Annotated in this window: 20 protein-coding genes; all 20 read right to left on the bottom strand. The window is 60.1% G+C overall.

Annotated elements, in window-relative coordinates; all coding sequences use genetic code 11:
• Positions 1 to 63: 63 nt before the first annotated feature.
• Entirely contained in the window at positions 64 to 1,860 is a 1,797-nt protein-coding gene (locus MAB_RS09215) for a Gp37-like protein (RefSeq protein WP_005110314.1), read from the bottom strand.
• A 2-nt stretch (positions 1,861 to 1,862) separates the two neighbouring features.
• The gene (locus MAB_RS09210; protein ID WP_005110313.1) at positions 1,863 to 2,972 is read right to left on the bottom strand and encodes a hypothetical protein; all 1,110 of its coding nucleotides are present in this window, start codon (positions 2,970 to 2,972) and stop codon (positions 1,863 to 1,865) included.
• Positions 2,973 to 2,975: 3 nt separating this feature from the next.
• Entirely contained in the window at positions 2,976 to 6,989 is a 4,014-nt protein-coding gene (locus tag MAB_RS09205; RefSeq protein ID WP_005110312.1) for a phage tail tape measure protein, read from the bottom strand.
• Positions 6,990 to 6,999: 10 nt separating this feature from the next.
• Positions 7,000 to 7,311 (bottom strand): DUF5361 domain-containing protein, encoded by a 312-nt coding sequence (locus MAB_RS09200; protein WP_005067420.1) that lies wholly within the window; start codon positions 7,309 to 7,311, stop codon positions 7,000 to 7,002.
• Positions 7,312 to 7,427: 116 nt separating this feature from the next.
• Complete coding sequence (locus MAB_RS09195; protein ID WP_005110311.1) at positions 7,428 to 7,694, bottom strand: hypothetical protein; 267 nt, start codon at positions 7,692 to 7,694, stop codon at positions 7,428 to 7,430.
• Positions 7,695 to 7,788: 94 nt separating this feature from the next.
• Positions 7,789 to 8,376 carry a phage tail tube protein gene (locus MAB_RS09190; protein WP_005110310.1) on the bottom strand — a complete coding sequence of 196 codons (588 nt, stop codon included), beginning with the start codon at positions 8,374 to 8,376 and terminating at the stop codon, positions 7,789 to 7,791.
• Between the two features lie 66 nt (positions 8,377 to 8,442).
• Complete coding sequence (locus tag MAB_RS09185; protein WP_005110309.1) at positions 8,443 to 8,820, bottom strand: hypothetical protein; 378 nt, start codon at positions 8,818 to 8,820, stop codon at positions 8,443 to 8,445.
• Entirely contained in the window at positions 8,820 to 9,086 is a 267-nt protein-coding gene (locus MAB_RS09180) for a hypothetical protein (RefSeq protein WP_005110308.1), read from the bottom strand. Before MAB_RS09180 ends, MAB_RS09185 begins: the two co-directional genes overlap by 1 nt.
• A complete protein-coding gene (locus tag MAB_RS09175; protein WP_012296473.1) occupies positions 9,086 to 9,421 on the bottom strand; it encodes a hypothetical protein in 336 nt (111 codons plus the stop codon). The genes MAB_RS09180 and MAB_RS09175 overlap by 1 nt, the downstream gene beginning before the upstream one ends.
• Complete coding sequence (locus MAB_RS09170; protein WP_005110306.1) at positions 9,418 to 9,990, bottom strand: hypothetical protein; 573 nt, start codon at positions 9,988 to 9,990, stop codon at positions 9,418 to 9,420. Before MAB_RS09170 ends, MAB_RS09175 begins: the two co-directional genes overlap by 4 nt.
• The gene (locus MAB_RS09165; RefSeq protein WP_005110305.1) at positions 9,990 to 10,820 is read right to left on the bottom strand and encodes a phage capsid protein; all 831 of its coding nucleotides are present in this window, start codon (positions 10,818 to 10,820) and stop codon (positions 9,990 to 9,992) included. Before MAB_RS09165 ends, MAB_RS09170 begins: the two co-directional genes overlap by 1 nt.
• A 21-nt stretch (positions 10,821 to 10,841) precedes the next feature.
• Positions 10,842 to 11,456: a hypothetical protein gene (locus tag MAB_RS09160; protein WP_005110304.1), complete on the bottom strand. Its 615-nt coding sequence runs from the start codon at positions 11,454 to 11,456 to the stop codon at positions 10,842 to 10,844.
• Between the two features lie 50 nt (positions 11,457 to 11,506).
• A complete protein-coding gene (locus MAB_RS09155; RefSeq protein ID WP_225580871.1) occupies positions 11,507 to 12,814 on the bottom strand; it encodes a phage portal protein in 1,308 nt (435 codons plus the stop codon).
• A 75-nt stretch (positions 12,815 to 12,889) separates the two neighbouring features.
• Entirely contained in the window at positions 12,890 to 14,542 is a 1,653-nt protein-coding gene (locus tag MAB_RS09150; protein ID WP_005110302.1) for a large terminase, read from the bottom strand.
• A gap of 7 nt (positions 14,543 to 14,549) precedes the next feature.
• The gene (locus MAB_RS25175) at positions 14,550 to 15,005 is read right to left on the bottom strand and encodes a phage terminase small subunit (RefSeq protein ID WP_005115037.1); all 456 of its coding nucleotides are present in this window, start codon (positions 15,003 to 15,005) and stop codon (positions 14,550 to 14,552) included.
• 132 nt (positions 15,006 to 15,137) lie between these two features.
• The gene (locus tag MAB_RS25170; protein WP_227975875.1) at positions 15,138 to 15,248 is read right to left on the bottom strand and encodes a hypothetical protein; all 111 of its coding nucleotides are present in this window, start codon (positions 15,246 to 15,248) and stop codon (positions 15,138 to 15,140) included.
• A gap of 220 nt (positions 15,249 to 15,468) precedes the next feature.
• The gene (locus MAB_RS09135) at positions 15,469 to 15,753 is read right to left on the bottom strand and encodes a hypothetical protein (protein ID WP_005110299.1); all 285 of its coding nucleotides are present in this window, start codon (positions 15,751 to 15,753) and stop codon (positions 15,469 to 15,471) included.
• A 141-nt stretch (positions 15,754 to 15,894) separates the two neighbouring features.
• Positions 15,895 to 16,527: a hypothetical protein gene (locus MAB_RS09130; RefSeq protein WP_012296472.1), complete on the bottom strand. Its 633-nt coding sequence runs from the start codon at positions 16,525 to 16,527 to the stop codon at positions 15,895 to 15,897.
• Positions 16,528 to 16,723: 196 nt separating this feature from the next.
• Positions 16,724 to 16,942 (bottom strand): hypothetical protein, encoded by a 219-nt coding sequence (locus MAB_RS09125; protein ID WP_005110298.1) that lies wholly within the window; start codon positions 16,940 to 16,942, stop codon positions 16,724 to 16,726.
• The gene (locus MAB_RS09120; RefSeq protein ID WP_005110296.1) at positions 16,942 to 17,310 is read right to left on the bottom strand and encodes a hypothetical protein; all 369 of its coding nucleotides are present in this window, start codon (positions 17,308 to 17,310) and stop codon (positions 16,942 to 16,944) included. The genes MAB_RS09125 and MAB_RS09120 overlap by 1 nt, the downstream gene beginning before the upstream one ends.
• Positions 17,311 to 17,340 lie beyond the last annotated feature (30 nt).

Genomic DNA, 17,340 nt, shown 5'->3' with positions numbered 1-17,340 from the left:
TCTCCGCATAGGCTTGTAAGGCACGCGGAACGTACTTATCTGCAGCCAATTTCGTTCCTTTACTCAGAACATTGAGTCGGAACCGAAGAAGGTTCCGGCGAGGTTCCAGAAGCCCGCGAGGGTGCGCATCGACTTGGCTACTGGGTCTTCTTCGTCCAAGTCCTGGCCGAGCGATAGTTCAACCAGTAGTGGCGAGTCCGCATCGTAGGAGCGGCGGATCGCCGACACTTGGTCGACGTGCAGGACGCTTCCCAACTGGAAGGCCACCCTGTCGCCGAGGGTGAAATGCTCATCGGCTATCCAAGGCATCCCGTTGCGGATGCTTGTCTTGAAGCTGACGAACGCCCTTGTCTTCCAATGCCCGTTCCGTAGATCCAGGATTCCCGCTGACGTGTAGGCGGTCCCTTGACCTTGTTCGAAATGCTCCAGATACCCCAGATCGCCCATGAGAAGTACGCGGCGCGGATCGGTGAATCGTTGCCATGCGAACAGCGTGTTATCCAGCTGCCCTTGGTACAGCTCCTCCAAACCGGGGGTTCCCGGCTGCTGGTAAGCACCCAAACCGTATGAAATGACAGCGGATAGCTGGGACAGCCCGTACTTGATGCCGAATGTTTGGAGTTGATTCAGCCAGGCCGGTGACCGGGAGCCCGTCATCACGGTCTTCGCTGTTGAGCCCTTCATGGACCGTTTAGCGTCGATGATCCCGGTGTATTCACCCTCGCGGAAAACAACCTTGGGCTTAGCGGGGGCGAATCCCAACCACTTCCTGATCAGTGGATCGGTTTTGCCGTCGCCGTCTTCGTCGTACATGTCGGGCGGGACGATGGCGTTGGTGATCAAATCGTCGGCGGTCTCAGCGATTAGGCGGAGAGGACCGTCAATTAAGGTCCCCGTGGGTCCAGTAACCCCGGACTTGTCTTCGAATGCGAAGACCACGCAGTTGCGGGTGGGGCGCGCCAGCGCATCCCCGAGTGCCCCCAGTTCTGGGTGCGGCGAGGTGTCATCTTCGGTCAGCCAGGTGTAGGCGCGCAGCATGCAGCCGGCGTCCTGCATCGGTGCAGCCAAAACGGTGTGCAGGTCTTGCCAGCGGGACGACAGGATCGTGGTACGAGACTGATCGAACAGTGGGTTGACGAATTGGACCTGGATAGGCCACGCCAACGGGTTCAGGCCGCCGATGATGTCCCGAACCCCTAGCCAGGCGCCAGGGTTGAAAATGTTCGTGGGGATACTCAATAGCGGAAAGAACTGGCGAGCCAGGTTCAAGAACATGATGATCGAACCGGCAGTGCGCATGTTCCAGGGAAGGAAGAACATCTTCGGGAACTGAATTTCAGGCGGTAACAGAGGATTCGCGCCACCCAGGATGTGTTTGGCGTGCTCCCGGTTGTGCATCATCTCGAGCTCAACGGTGTGCAACCCGTCTTTGTCGCGCACTGCGTTGACGTTCACGATCTTTCCGCCCCAACGGGTTTTCCAAGACCGATCAGTAGGGTTCGGATCTAGCGTGAACTGGATATCTTCTTCAGCGCGGCGGTCATAGAGAAGGAACTTTGACAGCCAGTTCGAATGCCTGATGACCACCGTGGCGGTACCTGAGTCCGCCATGACTTCCTCTACAACAACCGATTTCTCGCCCGCTAGGTCGGCGATCGGGCGGTGGTGCTTGTCCCAGATCCTCAGCAAAGGTCGCTGCTTGTAGGCGTCCCGCATGGCCTTGCGGCGCGCATTGAGGTAGCGGTACGCCACCATGGGGTCGCCAAGGTCTGGGGTGGTCTGCGTCTCGCGGAGCAGCCGGTCCAGGATTCCTTGCAGGCTTGTGAAGTCGGTCAGATCGACCGACCAATCACCCGACACTGCTACGCGAAGCCCTTCGAATAGCGTTGGGGAACAAACATGGTGACCCGCCCGTCAGCGTTGGAGTGGCGCACCTTGACCGCCGCGAGCGTGCGTGGCGGGATCTTGGATGCTTCGGTGAATCGGTCCTCCATACGCCTCCACACCGGCAGGGTGATGGAAAGCAGGTCATGCAGAAGGACATCTAGGAGTTGAGAGTTTCGCAGGATCCGCATGAACAGCGGGTCCACTGGATCTGTTGTTGCGGTGAGTGTTTGCGCGTTCGGGTCGGTATCTACCATCACGTAGCCGTCTTGCGGGCTCAGTAGCGGCAGCTGGACCCACCGGTCACCCTCTTGAATCCAGCATTTGCCTGGCGAGGACACCAAGAACTTCGGGTAGACGGCGATGTCTCCGCGGTTCGGCACACGAATGGCGCCTTCACCCACATCCAGCCCGGGAATGAACTCGTTGAGCAGGTCCTCAATCTTGTCCCACAGGGTGGAGGTTTCGACATCGTTCTGCCACGTCTTGAACTCGGTTCGCTTAGCGAAATAGGGCTGCGTGGCAACGATGTTCATGCTCCAGGTCATGAAGTTGTTGCCGAATGCCACCGGGTCGAGTTCCCACGGGTCTTTGGGCTCTTCAGCGAGCCTGACCCGCAGCCACCGCCACCCATGGGTGCGGGTAAACACTCCCAGGTAGCCGTCTTCGGTGGCCGACCATGAACCCCACCAGCGTTCCTCAATCATCCGATACCGGAACGGGGTGTCAATGACCCTGCTACTACTGCCGCTTATCCAGGGGGCGATATCGGGATTCACGTGAACGCCGATGGAAATCATGCGCTTCTTCCAGTCGGTGCGCTCTGGTTCGGCACCGATCTGGTACGGGCCCTCGGACATGAGAGTTTCGAACGGGGTGTGGAACAACCCGGTGGCGACGGGCGCCATCACAATGCCCTCGCGGCCCTTGTGTGAACCCAAGAGGTTCCAGGTGAACCGCTTCTTGTGGATCGGATGCACGACGCCGATGTAGACGATCTTCGTTTCCACGCCTTGCAGGTGCGGCGGGAGCTGTGTGAAGTCTTCGCCGGTTTCCGGGCCGTGGATCCAAGGGTTAGACAGAGCCATCTACTACCCCACCGGTCCGGTTCGTGTTCCGAAGTTCTGGCGCCACTGTTGGTTTTGGGCGGATTGCGACTTCTGCATCGCCTGATCGACGCCGGTTCCTACGGGGGCGTTGAAGTTGATGGACTGGTCGACGTTTGCGCCATTTCCGCCCTGTGCGGGACCGGCGCTGCCGCTGGAGAAAGCGGAGCCCATATCGCCGAAGCCGGTGCCTGGGATTTGAGCACCTGCAATGACGGGGTTGATGTCCCCTGGGGCGCCTTGGAGTTGCGCAGCATCCATGCTCCCGAACGGGGCCGGAATGATTGTCTTGATCGCGTCGACGATTCCGCTGCCAGATCCAGTCATGGCAGATCCGGCGATATTGGCGAACAGCGCCCCGCCCTCACCTAGTAGCGGTTTTCCATCCGAGTTATTGCGCAGCCCGCCAAAGAACTTCAGCAGAGTTGAGCCCGCTTGTACCAATCCCCATTGGGTGGGGTCGGAGAATCCTGGCGGCAGAAGGGACTCTTTGAGTCCGCCGATGCCGATGTCAGCGAGGCCCCCGGCATCCGGCATGATTTCAGCTAGTCCTTCGGCGATCTTGGCGTACGGGTTGTTGCCGCCCCCGAATCCACCGCCAGACCCGCTTGAACCGAGGGCATTTCGGTCGTCTTTCGCCTGCTGAAGATCCCGCTTGAGCTTGTCGACCATGTCGCGTTTACGCTGCTTGGTCGTTTCTTTCGCCTTAGGATTGGACTCGAGGTCGGCTAGCTCCTGCTCGGTCACGTCCAGGCGGTTGGACAGATCATTGATACGGTCGTCGGCTTCGCGCACCTGCTTCGGGCTGGCACCCGAGGACCCCGCAGATCCCGATGAGCCCCCGAATCCCAAAGCGGATACCGAACCACCACCTGAGGGAAGGGAGATGCTGCTTGTCGGGAGCCCCACAGCCGCGGCGCCGGCACCCCGGCCCTTGCCTAGCATCACGTGCACGTGATCCATGTGGTTCTGGGTGCTGCTACCCCGGTCGGGCATCTGCTTACCGGAGGTGAGCGAGCCGCCATATCCGTAGCTCTGCTGACGCCAAATGAATCCGTCAAGCCCCAGCGCTGACGCGTTCTTGGCGATGAACGCCGCGACCGCGTCACCCAGCGCCTTGCCTTGGGGCGTGTCCCAGCCGGGGATCATGATGTCGATGGCGTTGCCGGATGAGTGCTCCCCGAAGCCATCTTCAGCCCGTCGGCCGCCAATGTCTTTGATCTGGGGCCACATCTTCATGACCAGTGACCGCAGATAGTCGGCGCCAGGGTTGAGGCCCTGGGCGTATCCGGGGGCACGCATCATGTCGTGCAGATATGCGGCAGATGGCACCCAGCCTGAGTTGAGGGCAGCGACGATGCCCGCGCCGCCGTTCTTCATCCCCTTGGCAGTGACAACACCCTCACCGTTAGACAGCCACGCCAAGATGGAGTCGCTTGTGCCCGTGCCGGCGCCGCGGACCATGCCACCCGCAGCGAAGCCTTGTAGCGACTTACCCCACGAGTTGAGTTTGTCTGCGCCGGGAATCTGGAATCCGAACACCTCGGATGGGATTGCGGCGAGGAACGTTCCTAGGACTTTCAGGGGTGCCTTGATGACCGCTGCGAGACCCGAGAATGCCGAGGTAACAGCGTCTTTAATCGCGCTTGAAGCGCCAGAGATGCCGGACTTGAGCGCGTCCCACCCCTCGGAGAACTTATCCAAGATTGGTGACACGAATCTCCAGGCCGCACTGATAGCGGTCTTGATGCCTTCCCATGCCGGGGAAATCGCGTTATTCCACAGCCACAATGCGCCCTGACCCAGCAGGTCCATTGCGCGCTTCCAGTTCGCGAACAGATCGGAGGCGACCTCCCACGCGAGGCCGATAACTTCCTTGATTCCGTTCCAAGCTGGCTTAATGGCGTTGTTCCACAGCCACATCGCCCCTGTGCCGATGGCGGTGAACGCGGTTTTCAGTGCCGGGAATACGGTGGTGGATAGCCAGCCCCACACCGCCCCGATAACGTTCTTGATGGCGGTCCACGTGGCCTGGACGATGTTTCTGAATGTCTCGTTGCGCTTGTACAGCACCACAATTCCGGCGACCAAACCGGCGATTGCGGCGATTATCAGGCCGATCGGGTTGGCTGTGAGTGCAATATTCAACAGTGCTTGCACGGCAGCCCACGCCTTAGTGGCGACAGTGATGGCGAGCATCACCGTCTTGTAGGCGGCCAAACCGGCCACTAGTGGGATGAGGAAATCTTTGAACCGGACGATCAGGTTGACCGCATCGGATAGTCCGCTCACCAACGACGGACCGACCGCAGACAGGACGTTTCCGAAGGCGGTTCCGATGGTCGACAGAGCTGAACCGATATTCCCCGCGGCTTGGCTCACGGCAGGGTTCTCGAAAGCGTCCTGCATCTTGTTCGTGAATCCGGTCAGTCCATCGCCGATGCTTGACAGGGGGCCTTGGATCTTCTCGAACAACGTGATGGCGAGGGTTTCCGCAGCGTTCTTCAGCCGCTCAATTACGCCAGGTAGGCCCTGATTTTGGGCTGCCGCCAGCTTCGACGCTGAACCTTCCTGGTTCATGGCGTCGCGCATCTTGTCGAATCCTGCTGCGCCGTCCTTGGCCGCCACACCTGCCAGACGTGCGGCATCCGATCCGAACGCGAGGGCGGTGTTCATCGCATACATTTCGGGCGTCATGCGCTTGGATGCGGCCTGCAGCTGCCCGAACAGGGCTTCCATGCCAACGAAGTTGCCCTGCGCATCGAAAGCGCTCACGCCCAGTTCTTGCAGCGCCCCCGAGGCTTGATCACTCGGGGCGGAGAGCTTCAAAAGCGCCGACTTCAACAGGGTTCCAGCGTCGCTACCCTTAATTCCGTTGTTGGCCAACAGTGCGATACTTGCCGCGGTGTCCTCGAGGGACACCCCCGTCTGGCGTGCGACAGAACCGCCAGCCTGAAGAGCGAACGCGACATCGGTTATCTCTGCCGATGATGCATTGGCGGCATTGGACAGCACATCGGCAGCTTTAGAGGCGTAGTCGGCCTTCAATCCGAATGCCTGTAGCGCGTTGGCTTGGATCTCGGCAGCTTGTCCGGCGCTCACCTGTGCGGCGGCGGCTAGTTGCAGGGTGCCCTTGGCCGCGGTTATTGACTCATCCACCGAGAAACCGGCTTTGGCAAGCTCCGTCATGGCCTGCGCCGCATCAGCAGCCGAGGTATTCGACAACGTCATGTCGTTACCGAGGGCCTTGGCGGTGTCGCGGAACCGCTGCATCACGTCTGCCGAAGCACCTGTGACACCCGAGAGGGTGTTCATGGTCTTCTCGAAGTCCAAGCCCTTGGTGACAACCGCTGAAACACCGCTCGTGGCCAGGCTCGCAGCCTTAGTCATCGCATTAGCAGCCAGGTTCCCTACCGCGGTACCCGCAGCAACAATCCCGGTTGTGCGTAGCGCACTGGAGAATGAATCGCCAAACCTGCGCCCCGCAAGTCCGCCTTCACGTCCTGCGGCGTCAGATGAGCCAGAGAGGAGCTTGGATACCTGGTTACGTATCGGCTTGGACGACTTGTCGATCGCGGACTGCGCGTCGGAGGCACGCTTCTGGGCGCGTGCTACCGCATCCAAGTCCTTGGCGAGTTCACTCGCCGCGGCCTGCTGCTTACGCATCGCCGACGCATGCGCTTCCGACAAAGCGGTGAGCTTCGAGCCCTTGGTTCCCGCCTCGCGAGCCTCATTCAGCTTCTCAAGGGCCACCTTGAGCTTGCCCGCGGCGTCAGCTTCTTTGTCGCGAGACTTAGCGACCGTTTCGGAGATCTTTTTAACTTGATCCGCAGCGGTTTTCGCCTCGTCGGCAAGGGCTTTAGCGTATGCGGAGCCGGTCCTCTTTCCCGCGCTGACTGCCTGCTTCTGGACGTTGTCAAAGAGCTTGCTGATGCCCCTGTTGACCCCATCGAACCTGACGGTGGCAGACACATATCCCGATGAAAGTTCAACAGCCATGTGTCACCTCCTAATTTCCGAACAGGTTTCGCAGTTTCTTCTCGCGCCGCTCTTCGCCTGAAAGGCCGAGTAGCTCTTTGACCTTCGAGAGGGGCGCGGCTTTGACTTTCAGGCCGGGGCGTGACTGCTGATCGCCCATATCAGGGCCGATTGGCACCGGACGGTTCCGGTTACGGTGTCCGTCCTTGGTTTTCGCCCACACCAGCCAGCGCAGCGCATTGGCGATAATCGCCAGAAGGCGGGTAGTCAGAGTCCAGCCCGCATACTTCGGGTTCCTGGACTTCCATAGCGCGCTTGTCTCTTCCGGGTGATTGACATACACCCACAGATCGCGCCAGTTGAATTCGTCAGACGGGCAGTCACGTAGGCGTAGCCCGTCTTTGATCAGGTCGTATTCTAGTGCGGTGCCATGCTTCTCGATGAGGTCGAGAAGCGCGACTATTCCCCCACGGTGACCTGTCCGGCCTCCTGCCAGGCGGTGAAAAGGTCTTCCACCTCAGTTAGGGGCAGCTCGTCGAACACAGCAAGATCGGCTTCCGAGACCGCGCCCCACTCAAAGATTTCCCACATACCCTCTTCGGGGTTCTTGCGGTTTCGCCGAATGACACCGGATGGAACGGACCCGAAGGGTTTGAGGTTGATCTTCTTTTCGACGCCTTCGATTTCCACGATGTGGACGTAGGGTGTTGCGTTTTTTGCAGCCATGAGCGCCCTTTCAAGGGGTTTGTGTGCAGCCGTAGCGCTTGGAGAGCGGCGGGGCCGCGCTCGGCTGCAGGGGAATTCGGCCCCGCCGCGTCTATTAGGAGCCCGCGATCCGCCCGTCGTCGGTGTACGTGGTCACGTATTCACCGGTGGACGACTCGAAGACCTTCAGTTCCACCTCGTATTCGATGGTGTCCTTGCTAGCCAAGGTCACATCACCAACAGAGATGACCTGCCCGTCTGCGACGCAGTTGCGGTACTTCGCGGACAGCTCCGAGTCGATGGTGTCGAACACCCACGTCTGGTGGGGCAGCTTCTTGCTGGTCTTGCGGACCTTCACCTGGGTGCCGTGAGTACCGTCAGCGGGGGTGACGGTGACGTTTGAAGCACCGTAGATCGCCTTGAGGACATCGGCATTCAGCGATTCCAGGAGGACGAATTTGAACGAGTGGTTGTACTCGGTCTGCAGCACCTTGACGATGCGGCCACCCATGTCTTTCTTCTCATCGGTGGACCGCTCCGATGTTTCAGTGATACCGTCCTCGCCGACATACCCAAGACCGACGAACGCGGCATCGAGCACTCCGTCGACACTGGTTGGGAGGGTAGTTCCGAGCGGGGCGACGAACGCGGCCCCAGCGGCGGACGGCTCTGCGGCGAAAACGTTGCCGACTTCTTCAGCCATGATGTGCCCCTTTCAGAAGCAGATCGGTGCAGCCGAGCCTTTGAAAGGGTGTATTTAGTTGTAAATTCAGGGATTTGAACGCATTAATACATCGACGGTCATCACGAACCGTCGCGTTTCGCTTTCGATGTCATCGCGGCGGGCAGGTTCCCCTGCGATGTCTACAGCGTGCACTCCGCGGCCCTTGCCGGGGAGTTTGAGGAGCCATTCACGCGTCTGCTCGATCAGGTTGTATGCGTCCAGTTCGTTGGCGCCCCATGAGTAGATGATCAGTCGGCGCCGTGCGAGTACGCGGGCTTTGGTTCCCGAGTATCCGCTAGAGATTGGCGCTGAATCGATTGTGATCAGCTGCGCTGGGCGCGTTTTCGGCACGTCAGTGGACACCCGAACCGGCATGTTTTCGTCCAGCCAGTCCCTGACCACTTGGGCGTGGTAGGCGAACATCAGCCAGCCTCGCCAAAGTTGTGTAGCAGTGCGTCGTGCTTGTGGTCGTACCGGATGGCCTCTGCCGTTGCGGCGATAGCTGTTGCCCGGTAGTCGCGCTTATCCAAAGGATCATCGCCTTCTACCGAGACGCGGAAACCGTCTTCCAGTCCCGCTTCTTGGTTGCAGGCGTCAGCGACCCGCTGCATCATGGGAACGCAGACCTTCTCGACGATTTCCTTCGTCAATTCGCTCTGCGCCTTACGATTCAGCCTGAACTTGGCCACTATCCGGTCACCCTTTTCAGCTCGACGATGATTCCTGGCTTCCAGCCGTGGAATCCGCCTGTTTCGTCGCGTTCACCCACCACCTCGTAGGTTTTCCCATTGATCCCGAATCGGGACATCAGATCAACGGTCATGGGGGGCATGGCTAGATCGACTTCTGCGATATCGCGTGAGGTGTGCCCGTCCGTGTCTTCAGTCCGGTGCGGGGCATACGAGTACGCCTTCAGGTCCACTGTGGGGCCGAATGAGGGAACATCGTTCCCTAGGGAATCCTGAGTGACACCCGTGTATGGGGTGTACGTGACCGGGATCCTGGCCAGTGATTCGAAGGTCACAGGCGGTGGATGATCACATTAGGGACGGGGTAGCGGTAGCTTCTCGCCTCCGCTAGTTCCTCGTCGGTGAACAAGGATGTGTCAGACACCCAGTCGGCAAGACGCTGCCGAAAATCCGCGCCCGCGGTGAGGTCGGTGGACTTCGATTCGGGTGAACCGGGTTCCACCGTGAGGTGGCGCGCGACCATCGCCGCTACCGCATCTATTGCGGCCTGGGGCGGCTCATCTCGGGTGTATTCGACGACAAGGATTTCACCCGTGGCGACAGGGCACCCGTTGCGGGTGACATCAACGTAGTCGCCCTCGATGACACCTTCGAGCGTGTTACCACAGAGGTCGGTGACCGTAACAGTGTCTCCAGACGGGGGGTCCGGTAGATGTACCCGGCCCTCCACCGTGAGTGCACGCACGGTCACCGCCCCTGCGGTCAGGGTTCGTCCGGCCTCCCGCTGAAACCTTCGAGACACCCTCTCCAGCAGGCCCTCGACACGGGCCTGCTGGGAGGCGGTGAGCTCGTTCTCGTCTTCCAGCCCTAGGGCGTGGGCGACGTCAGCGGGAGATGCCAGCACTAGCTGCCGGCCCGGTTGAAGACGAGCACGCCGGGGGCCTGAACGACCTTGCCGCCGTACACATGCAGGCCGCGGATGCGGTCGGCGAACTTGTCCTGTGCGCGCATGCCTTCGACCTCGTCAATCTGAGACACGAACGCTGCGGCACGCTGGTGGAAGAACACGGCCTGCGGCGAGTCAGACTCAGGCAGGTTGTTCGAGGTAACCACACGGAATCCGAGCAGCTTTCCAACAGTGGCGTTGCGCAGACCAGCGGTGTCGCCGGACGAATCGAAGCTGGTGAGCTTCGAATCAGCACCGACCAGCAAGGCTTCGAACTCGGCGTTCACAACCGCGACACGCAGATCGTCGTCAGGAACGTTGGCCTTGTTCATCAGCTTGCGGGCGTCCTTGACGACGTTGAACGCGCCATCTCCCGTGGTGGGGTTGGACGACCATGGCATGCCGGTGGCGTTGGCGACAAGCAGGTTGGCGATGAACTGGTCGGCGTCGGTGGCCAGCGAGTCACCGGCGGCGTCGGTGTACAGCGGCAGCAGGTTTTCGTTCGACTGCGCGTTGTCGATGTCGTCGACGTAGAAGTCGAAGTTCTTCTCCTGATCGATCAGGATGTCGATTCCGGTGTCGCTGATGGCGTCTGCCGACGTGGTGCGGCTAGCCGCCTTGTAGTCCTTGACCGCCGGGGCGACCACACCGGGGATGTGGATGGTGTTGCCCTTGCGGGCTTCACCTTCGTACTTGCGGTCAACGAGGGAGGCGAACACATTCTTGGCCATGTAGCGCTCAAGAATGTAGGACGACCAGATTTCGGGGATGAAATGGGTAACAGCCATCTGACTGGCTCCTTCCTATGCTTACTTCCCCATCAGCTCGTCGAGCTGCCCGCTCTCGCGGGCTTCTCGAATCGCCTTGGGGGACATGTTTTTGAGGTCATCACGGGTCAACTGCTTGGGACCGGTGACTTTCTTGTCTGAAGTAACCTCGGCTGCCGGCGCTGCGGCCGGTGCGGACTTCGACTTGATCGCTTCTTCGAGTCGAGCGTTGAAACGCACCTTCCACCGTTCGGCGGATTCGCGCATCTCTTCTTCGGTGCCGCCCTTGATGTCCTCAGGGTCAACTCCGGTGGTTCTGGCGACCTCTGATCGCAACCGTTCGGTGCGTTCGGTGGTCAGTTCGGCTCGGATCTTGTCGATTTCGGCCCTTGGGTCGAACTCTTTCTTGTCTCCGCCGCTCTTCTCGATGAGCTCACGCCACTTGGTGGCGTCGTCGTAGTTTTCCTTCGCGCGCTTTTCCCAGCGTCGTTCCTCAACGCGGGTGGCGCGAAGTCTGTCCAGCTCTTGCCGTTCCTCAGCGGTCAAACCATCGGTTTTGGCTTCGGATTTCGGCGCCTTGATGGCGTCTACGGTTCCTTCTGGTTCGCCCGGTTCCGTTACGGCTCCCGGCATGTCATTCGGGGTCACATCAGACATGTGAAATTCCTTTGCGTTTCGCATTGGTGGCGCCCGTACGGGCGAACCCCCTACTGGGGGAAGTCTTGTGGAGCAGGTGGCGCTACTTGTGGCGCCATCGCCTCTTCCTTGGCCCGATCCTTTTCGACTTGTGCAATCTGGTCGGGTGAGTACTTGAGGATGTTCCGCGCAATTGAGCCCCACGGCTCCCCTGCTGCCGCCGCTTGTGCTGCGGCAGAGTACTTCTCAGAGAGTGTCACACGGGCTGGCGCCTCGAATGACACCTCAACATTGCCTACGTCTGCGACACCTTCGGTCTCTAGCGCCTTAACGATGATGGCTTCGAGGCCGAGTTTCACTACCGCTAGGCATGCTTCACACTTGAAAATGAAGCCCTTCTCGGTGTTCATCGCGCCTTCCGCCGTCTGATTTGCGCCATCGGGCATCAGCATGGGAAGGGGCGTTTTCGTGGCCGCCGAGAGATGCCGGATGTCTTCTTTCGACGCGGCGAGCATGGGGCTTGCATCGGTTGTGGCAGATTCCCAAATGTCAACACCTGGTGGGAGATCCCACAGCGCTCCGGGGGCTGGTTCAAAGATGGCCGCATAGTCGATGGCGTTGCCTTTGTCATCGACCGCCGGTAGGGGCTTGTCTCCCTCCTTCTTTAGAGCGCGCTGACGGAACGCTTGCATCGCCATCGTCGACAAGCGCTGCAGAACGCCGGAGTTGATGCGGTTGATGAGATCTATATGGGTCTCGAAAACCCCAGCACCGCCCGGGTTGGTGTACACAACCACAGGTGGGGCGCCGTCAGTCTCGATCAGGTCGGTTTCAGGCTCCCAACCGCCCGAGATTCTGGTCATGAGGCGCTTGGAGTTGATGTTCTGCACGTAGCAGGGGCGTGAGAACTTCTGGCGCGCACCGTTCACCCAAACGAACGCAAAGTCTTTCTCTTCGTCTATGTCGCGCCAGTAGCGGATCGCGGCACGCACTCGCCAAGGCTGCAGGGGATCTACTGCGGCGTACATGGTTTCGGGGGAATCGGCGGTGATTATTGCCTGGCCGTCATTTCCCTGCCAGCAAGTCAGGTATGAATCGCGGAAGGTCAGCCCGTAGTCGAGCCACTGCCGCACAACGGCATCCATGCGGTTGTCGCGGTAGATGCGTTGCGCCTGCTTAGCAGTCTCCGAGTCCGCGGACCCGTCGACTGTGATTCCGTTCGGCACGATGCGATCAGAAACTGAGTCTCGTATCAGCATGCCCCAGTTGGTGCGGGACATCTTCTGGAACGCTTTCCAGGATGCTTTCGTGTTCTTCGACTGCTCCGGTAGCGGTGCGTCGCCGGACACATACCGGTCCAGGAGCCGGACTCGCGGCATGTTGTCGTCGATGCGCTTGGTCAGGATGGGGAGCCATTCTTCTGGTGTAGACGCCATGGGACTCCCTTCTGTCATTTAGTAGATGCGCCTCGGCACATAAGATTTCGGCCGCGGCTTAGCCCCGGATCGTCGAGCATCGACACAGGCTGTCCAGGACAGGACCGCGGACATTGCTGCGTCGAACTTGTCCTCGAGGCGCCCGTCTTGCTTCTGGAGGATCCACAGCGGCGCTCCCTGGTCGTCAAGGAGCTTCAACTCGTGTCTGCCAGCGTTTCCCATATGCTTGATCAGCGTCTCTTGCCAGGCGTTTTCGCCATAAGTGACAATCCCGGAATCGATAGCCTCGACATACGCCCTAACCGCGGCGGCCATAGGCGTTTTGCGTTGGGTGAACCACTCGACAACTTGATCGGGGAATCGGGCCGCCCATGAAGCAACGGTTTCTGTCCAGTGGGGCGGGTCGCAGTACATGCGCCACACCTCATACCGGGACATCATGTCCGTGACTAGGTCCGTGACCTCATCCTCTGGGATTTCCCAGTCCTCAGCGTTTTCAGGGCGCTCCCAGCAGCCCAAAAGCATCTGCCGTCCGGTCTCGATATCCGTGATGGTGAGTGCAGTGGCGTCACGGAACCTCGCGCCGTCAAACCCTGCGGTGACGAACGCGGCGTCCGGTATCGGACCCCACGGTTTGTCTTCGTCCTCGAAGCGCAGGGATTCGACTTTGAGCATGTCGAACGCTTGGTAGCCAGATTTGCGCCACCGATTCAGCCACACCCGTTCCCAGTAGGCTTTGTCGATGCCCTTGCGGTCGTAGTCCTTTGCGATCCGCTCAAACTGGCCGACGCCCCACTCCCCTACGGGGCCGGTGGCGTCTGCGACGGCTGCGATCCGGTTCTCCACAGTGGATAGGTCGCGGTGCTCGTCGCCGGCCCATCGGCGGAAGAAGAACAGGCTGGGGTCGTCAACCTCACCTTTGTCGATAGCTTCCGCTTCGGCGAGAACATCCTCTTCGATGCTGTTCTGCCCCGGCTGGCCCGCGGTGGAGGTGTACAGCGTCCACGGATCCTCGAGGGGCCGCTTCGGCATGTTCTGGAGCATCGTTTCGTGCGCGTCCCGCATCCGCTGCATGAACAATCGGTGTGGTTCATCGAAGTGCTGGAAGGTGGTTCGTGCACCGTCTCGGGATCCGGGGGCGTTGGATACCGCGACGACAAAGCCGTCTTCGGTTCCGTTCCAGCCCTTTCGGATGATCTTCTCTTTAGTGATCACGAACAGTTCCGCGTCAGGCCCATTTTCGAGCACATACTTGAGCACGCCGTACGCGAGCTCTTCCACCTGCTCCTCGGTGACCGCCATCATCGGAATGACGGGCGACTCCACGGGCCGGCCGACCGGATTGCCGCTGGCGTCGAACCCGTCGCACCGAACCGGAGCCTCGGGGTGCAGCTCGCAACCCGATATCCAAGCGGCGAGCTCGGTTTTCGCCAGCCCCTTACGGACCTCAATGGCTCCACGCTGAAACCTGCGCCGCCCCGCAAGCCGGTGCCCTTGCGGGTAGATCTCGTAGAGGCGGTAGATGATGCCGCGCTTCTCGTCATCGAGGCGTGCCGGCTGCCCCGATAGGGATCCGGGGCCGAACACCATCCGCTCTTCGATGAACTGGCAGACCTGCGGCCCCAATGTCGGGTAGGACAGGTCGAGCGGCGGAACAATCAGAACCGCCATGGCGGGACTATTGGACTAGCTTGAGCCGCGGATCGGAGTCGGGTTCTGGCATCGGGGCGGGGTTGGGGACGCCGCGGCGCTTCTGTCCCTTTGCCTTCGAATCCTCCGACTGCTCGATCTGCCATTCCAGCCGGCGCCGAGCCATCGGGTTAGTTCCGTAGTCGACATCGGCCTTCTCGAGCCGAACCTGAATCTCAGCCCGCTCTTTCGCTGTCTCCGCCAACCAAAAGTCGTTGTACAACATCGCCACACGCAACAAACCGTTGATGTCCGACTCCGCATACTCGGGAGCCATCGGAGACGACCAAATATCAGCCCACCAACGCTTCGTCATCGAATGCCACGCGATCTCCGCAGGGAGCTCGGGCGCTTCAATGTCGTGATCGGCAGACAAAACAGCCCTGGTCGTCGTCTTATTGCGCCGAGCAACCAGACTCGGATCTTTCTTGGTGGGTCCAGGCATCATCAACCTCCCGTTTCGGGACTTGGACGCCCCGTTTCGGGGCCGGAAAAGCTGGGGAACCCGTACAGGCCGAAAAGACGGCGTCTGGCCGATGTCGGGGCGTGGGGTGGGGTGGGGGTGGTCCCCAGGGGGTCATTGCCGGGCCGTGTTGGCTTCCTGTGCGGTTTTCCAGGCGTGGCAGGTGTGGCAGGTTGCTTGGCAGTTGATTGCGAAGTCTGTGCCGCCGAGGCTGACTGGTTTGATGTGGTCGACTTCGGTGGCGTGGGTGGTGCATCGTGGTCCGCGTATCTGGCATGTGTGGTTGTCGCGGTGTAGGACGTAGGCTCTGGTGCGTCTCCATGCGCTGGTTCCTGTGCGTCCTGCGGATGCGGTGCGTGGACTAGAGGACCAGCCGCTTACCTGATGCTGGGGGCAGCGCCTAGCGCCATGCACCAGCTCTGTGCAGTCAGGGTGTGCGCAGACTCTAGGTGCGCGGGGCATGGCCATCTCGGGACAACTGCAGACGCGCGCGCTTCTGCTGCTCCTCCACGGTGGTGACACCGACTGGCCTGTTGAAGTTGATCGAGTTGTCGACGTGTTGGCCTGTGCCGGGTTCTCCGTTGGGTATCCAGGCATAGTCCCATTCGCGGTAGGACGCGACGTTGGTTTCACCATTGAAGATGTGCAGCACATTGGTGGGACTGGACAGGTAGTGCGTGCCTGATGGGTGTACGTATTCCTTGCCTCGTGAGCAGACTAGGACGGGCATTAGTGAATCCCCCTTAGGAGGTACCTAGATCAATCACGGCTTCGCAACCCACGACTTCGAACGTTGCACTTACTGTGGTGCGCTCCGTACGGGACGTGCCCGCATCGACATGAAAGGCGGCCGTAGTCATCTCTTCGGGCATCAGCAGTACTCCAGTTCTACGGTGGGGCCAGCCCATTGGGTGCGTGTGCCTGTGCGGTGGGCCTTGCGTGGGGCGTTACGTGTGGGGCGCTTGGAGATCAAGGTGTCCGCATCCTCGTGGTCTACGAGGCTTGGCCATGTGTAGGCGATGCGGTGCTCTTGGTCTCTGGCCCATGTGGTGATGGCGTCGTCAATGGGCATCTCAGGTAGGGCGTCGAGAAGATCAGGTACCAGGGTGGTGCGGATGCAATACCCCACTGCGTGTAGTAGATGCTCGGATACCAGCCAGGGCGAATCAGTTTGGTCGGCTTGGGTTGTGGCGCGTTGTATGCCGCGCTGCCATAGACGCGGATAGTTGGTCCCCAAATACAGGGACACAATGTCACAAGGGGCCGCGGTGAGCGCTTTATCGAGCTGTGTGCGGAAGTCGTCTATGGGTTGGGCGTCATCCTCAAGGACAACTACCCACTCAGTAGGGCTGGTGGATAGCCACTCGAGTACATGGCGGTGGTTGCCGTTGCAGCCCTTAGATCCGTTGTCTAACGACAGGAACGCTGCACCAGTAGCTTCCATCAGGTTATGGGCCGCGGCGGCCCGCTTGTTATGGCCAACTATGCCGATGCGGTAGGTCAAGCCCACCAAAGCCTCTGCATCTCATGGTGCCAATCCACGCCAGATAGGTCTGGCTCAAGGAAGTGAAAGGTCTTTCCATCCTTGGCCCATCCCCGCATAACGGATATCGGCTCGCCCCGCGATACTTTCAGCATCCGATCCGCCAGGGCATGGTTAACCACTCTTCGCTGGAGCTGGTTCATGCGTTCGTCGGGTCTCATGAGTTGAACTCCGAAGCGAGTGCGTCATAGGCGTCCGCTGCGTCGAGTAGATGTTGCGCGAGCTCGCGGGCCCCCGCGCTATCGCCCCAGTAGATCTCCCCATAGACGCCGTCGTCGATCCACGGCTTATGATCTCGCTTCGGTAGGCGCTTACCGCAGAAATCTCGAGTCTTGATGCCGACCCAGAAGGGGCCGAAGTACTGCTCGTCGCTCATCAGCGCTTGTCTCTGTATGTGACGAACATCTTCGGCGCCTTGGGCGCCAGCTCTCCAACCGTCGTGTGCCACACATATCGGTTTGGCTTGTCGTCAGATGTGCGGGCTTCCCGAATGTTCTCGATCGGCCCAATGCATCCGCCCGCTGAGGTGGTGGAGTTCTCCATGGCGTCGGACCACCAGTCCCAGATGGATTGGCGGACCAGGTCTTTGTTGGCCTTCTCAACGCGCGGTGGAAGGTTCATGGCCTCGATATGGGTCAGGATCTTGCCTAGCAGGTTTCGGACCTGCGCCGCTTGGACAGGAAAGTAGTAATCCTCGTAGCGGCCACCGATACCGCCTGGCACATGGATCACGTCGACAGACATAGTTGTTCCCTCAATTCTCGACTTGACTTA

The organism is Mycobacteroides abscessus ATCC 19977, from assembly GCF_000069185.1.
GTDB lineage: Bacteria > Actinomycetota > Actinomycetes > Mycobacteriales > Mycobacteriaceae > Mycobacterium > Mycobacterium abscessus.
This window is presented reverse-complemented; position numbering and strand designations above follow the sequence as displayed.

Bases quoted from the DNA above. Each gene is read 5' to 3' on its own strand.
- MAB_RS09185 (WP_005110309.1), bottom strand. From the start codon at position 8,820: ATGTTCGCCTACCACGCCCAAGTGGTCAGGGACTGGCTGGACGAAAAC.
- MAB_RS09120 (WP_005110296.1), bottom strand. From the start codon at position 17,310: ATGTCTGTCGACGTGATCCATGTGCCAGGCGGTATCGGTGGCCGCTAC.
- MAB_RS09190 (WP_005110310.1), bottom strand. From the start codon at position 8,376: ATGGCTGAAGAAGTCGGCAACGTTTTCGCCGCAGAGCCGTCCGCCGCT.
- MAB_RS09150 (WP_005110302.1), bottom strand. From the start codon at position 14,542: ATGGCGGTTCTGATTGTTCCGCCGCTCGACCTGTCCTACCCGACATTG.
- MAB_RS09165 (WP_005110305.1), bottom strand. From the start codon at position 10,820: ATGGCTGTTACCCATTTCATCCCCGAAATCTGGTCGTCCTACATTCTT.
- MAB_RS09160 (WP_005110304.1), bottom strand. From the start codon at position 11,456: ATGTCTGATGTGACCCCGAATGACATGCCGGGAGCCGTAACGGAACCG.
- MAB_RS25175 (WP_005115037.1), bottom strand. From the start codon at position 15,005: ATGCCTGGACCCACCAAGAAAGATCCGAGTCTGGTTGCTCGGCGCAAT.
- MAB_RS09210 (WP_005110313.1), bottom strand. From the start codon at position 2,972: ATGGCTCTGTCTAACCCTTGGATCCACGGCCCGGAAACCGGCGAAGAC.
- MAB_RS09125 (WP_005110298.1), bottom strand. From the start codon at position 16,942: ATGAGCGACGAGCAGTACTTCGGCCCCTTCTGGGTCGGCATCAAGACT.
- MAB_RS09205 (WP_005110312.1), bottom strand. From the start codon at position 6,989: ATGGCTGTTGAACTTTCATCGGGATATGTGTCTGCCACCGTCAGGTTC.
- MAB_RS09155 (WP_225580871.1), bottom strand. From the start codon at position 12,814: ATGCCGCGAGTCCGGCTCCTGGACCGGTATGTGTCCGGCGACGCACCG.
- MAB_RS09135 (WP_005110299.1), bottom strand. From the start codon at position 15,753: ATGCCCGTCCTAGTCTGCTCACGAGGCAAGGAATACGTACACCCATCA.
- MAB_RS09195 (WP_005110311.1), bottom strand. From the start codon at position 7,694: ATGGCTGCAAAAAACGCAACACCCTACGTCCACATCGTGGAAATCGAA.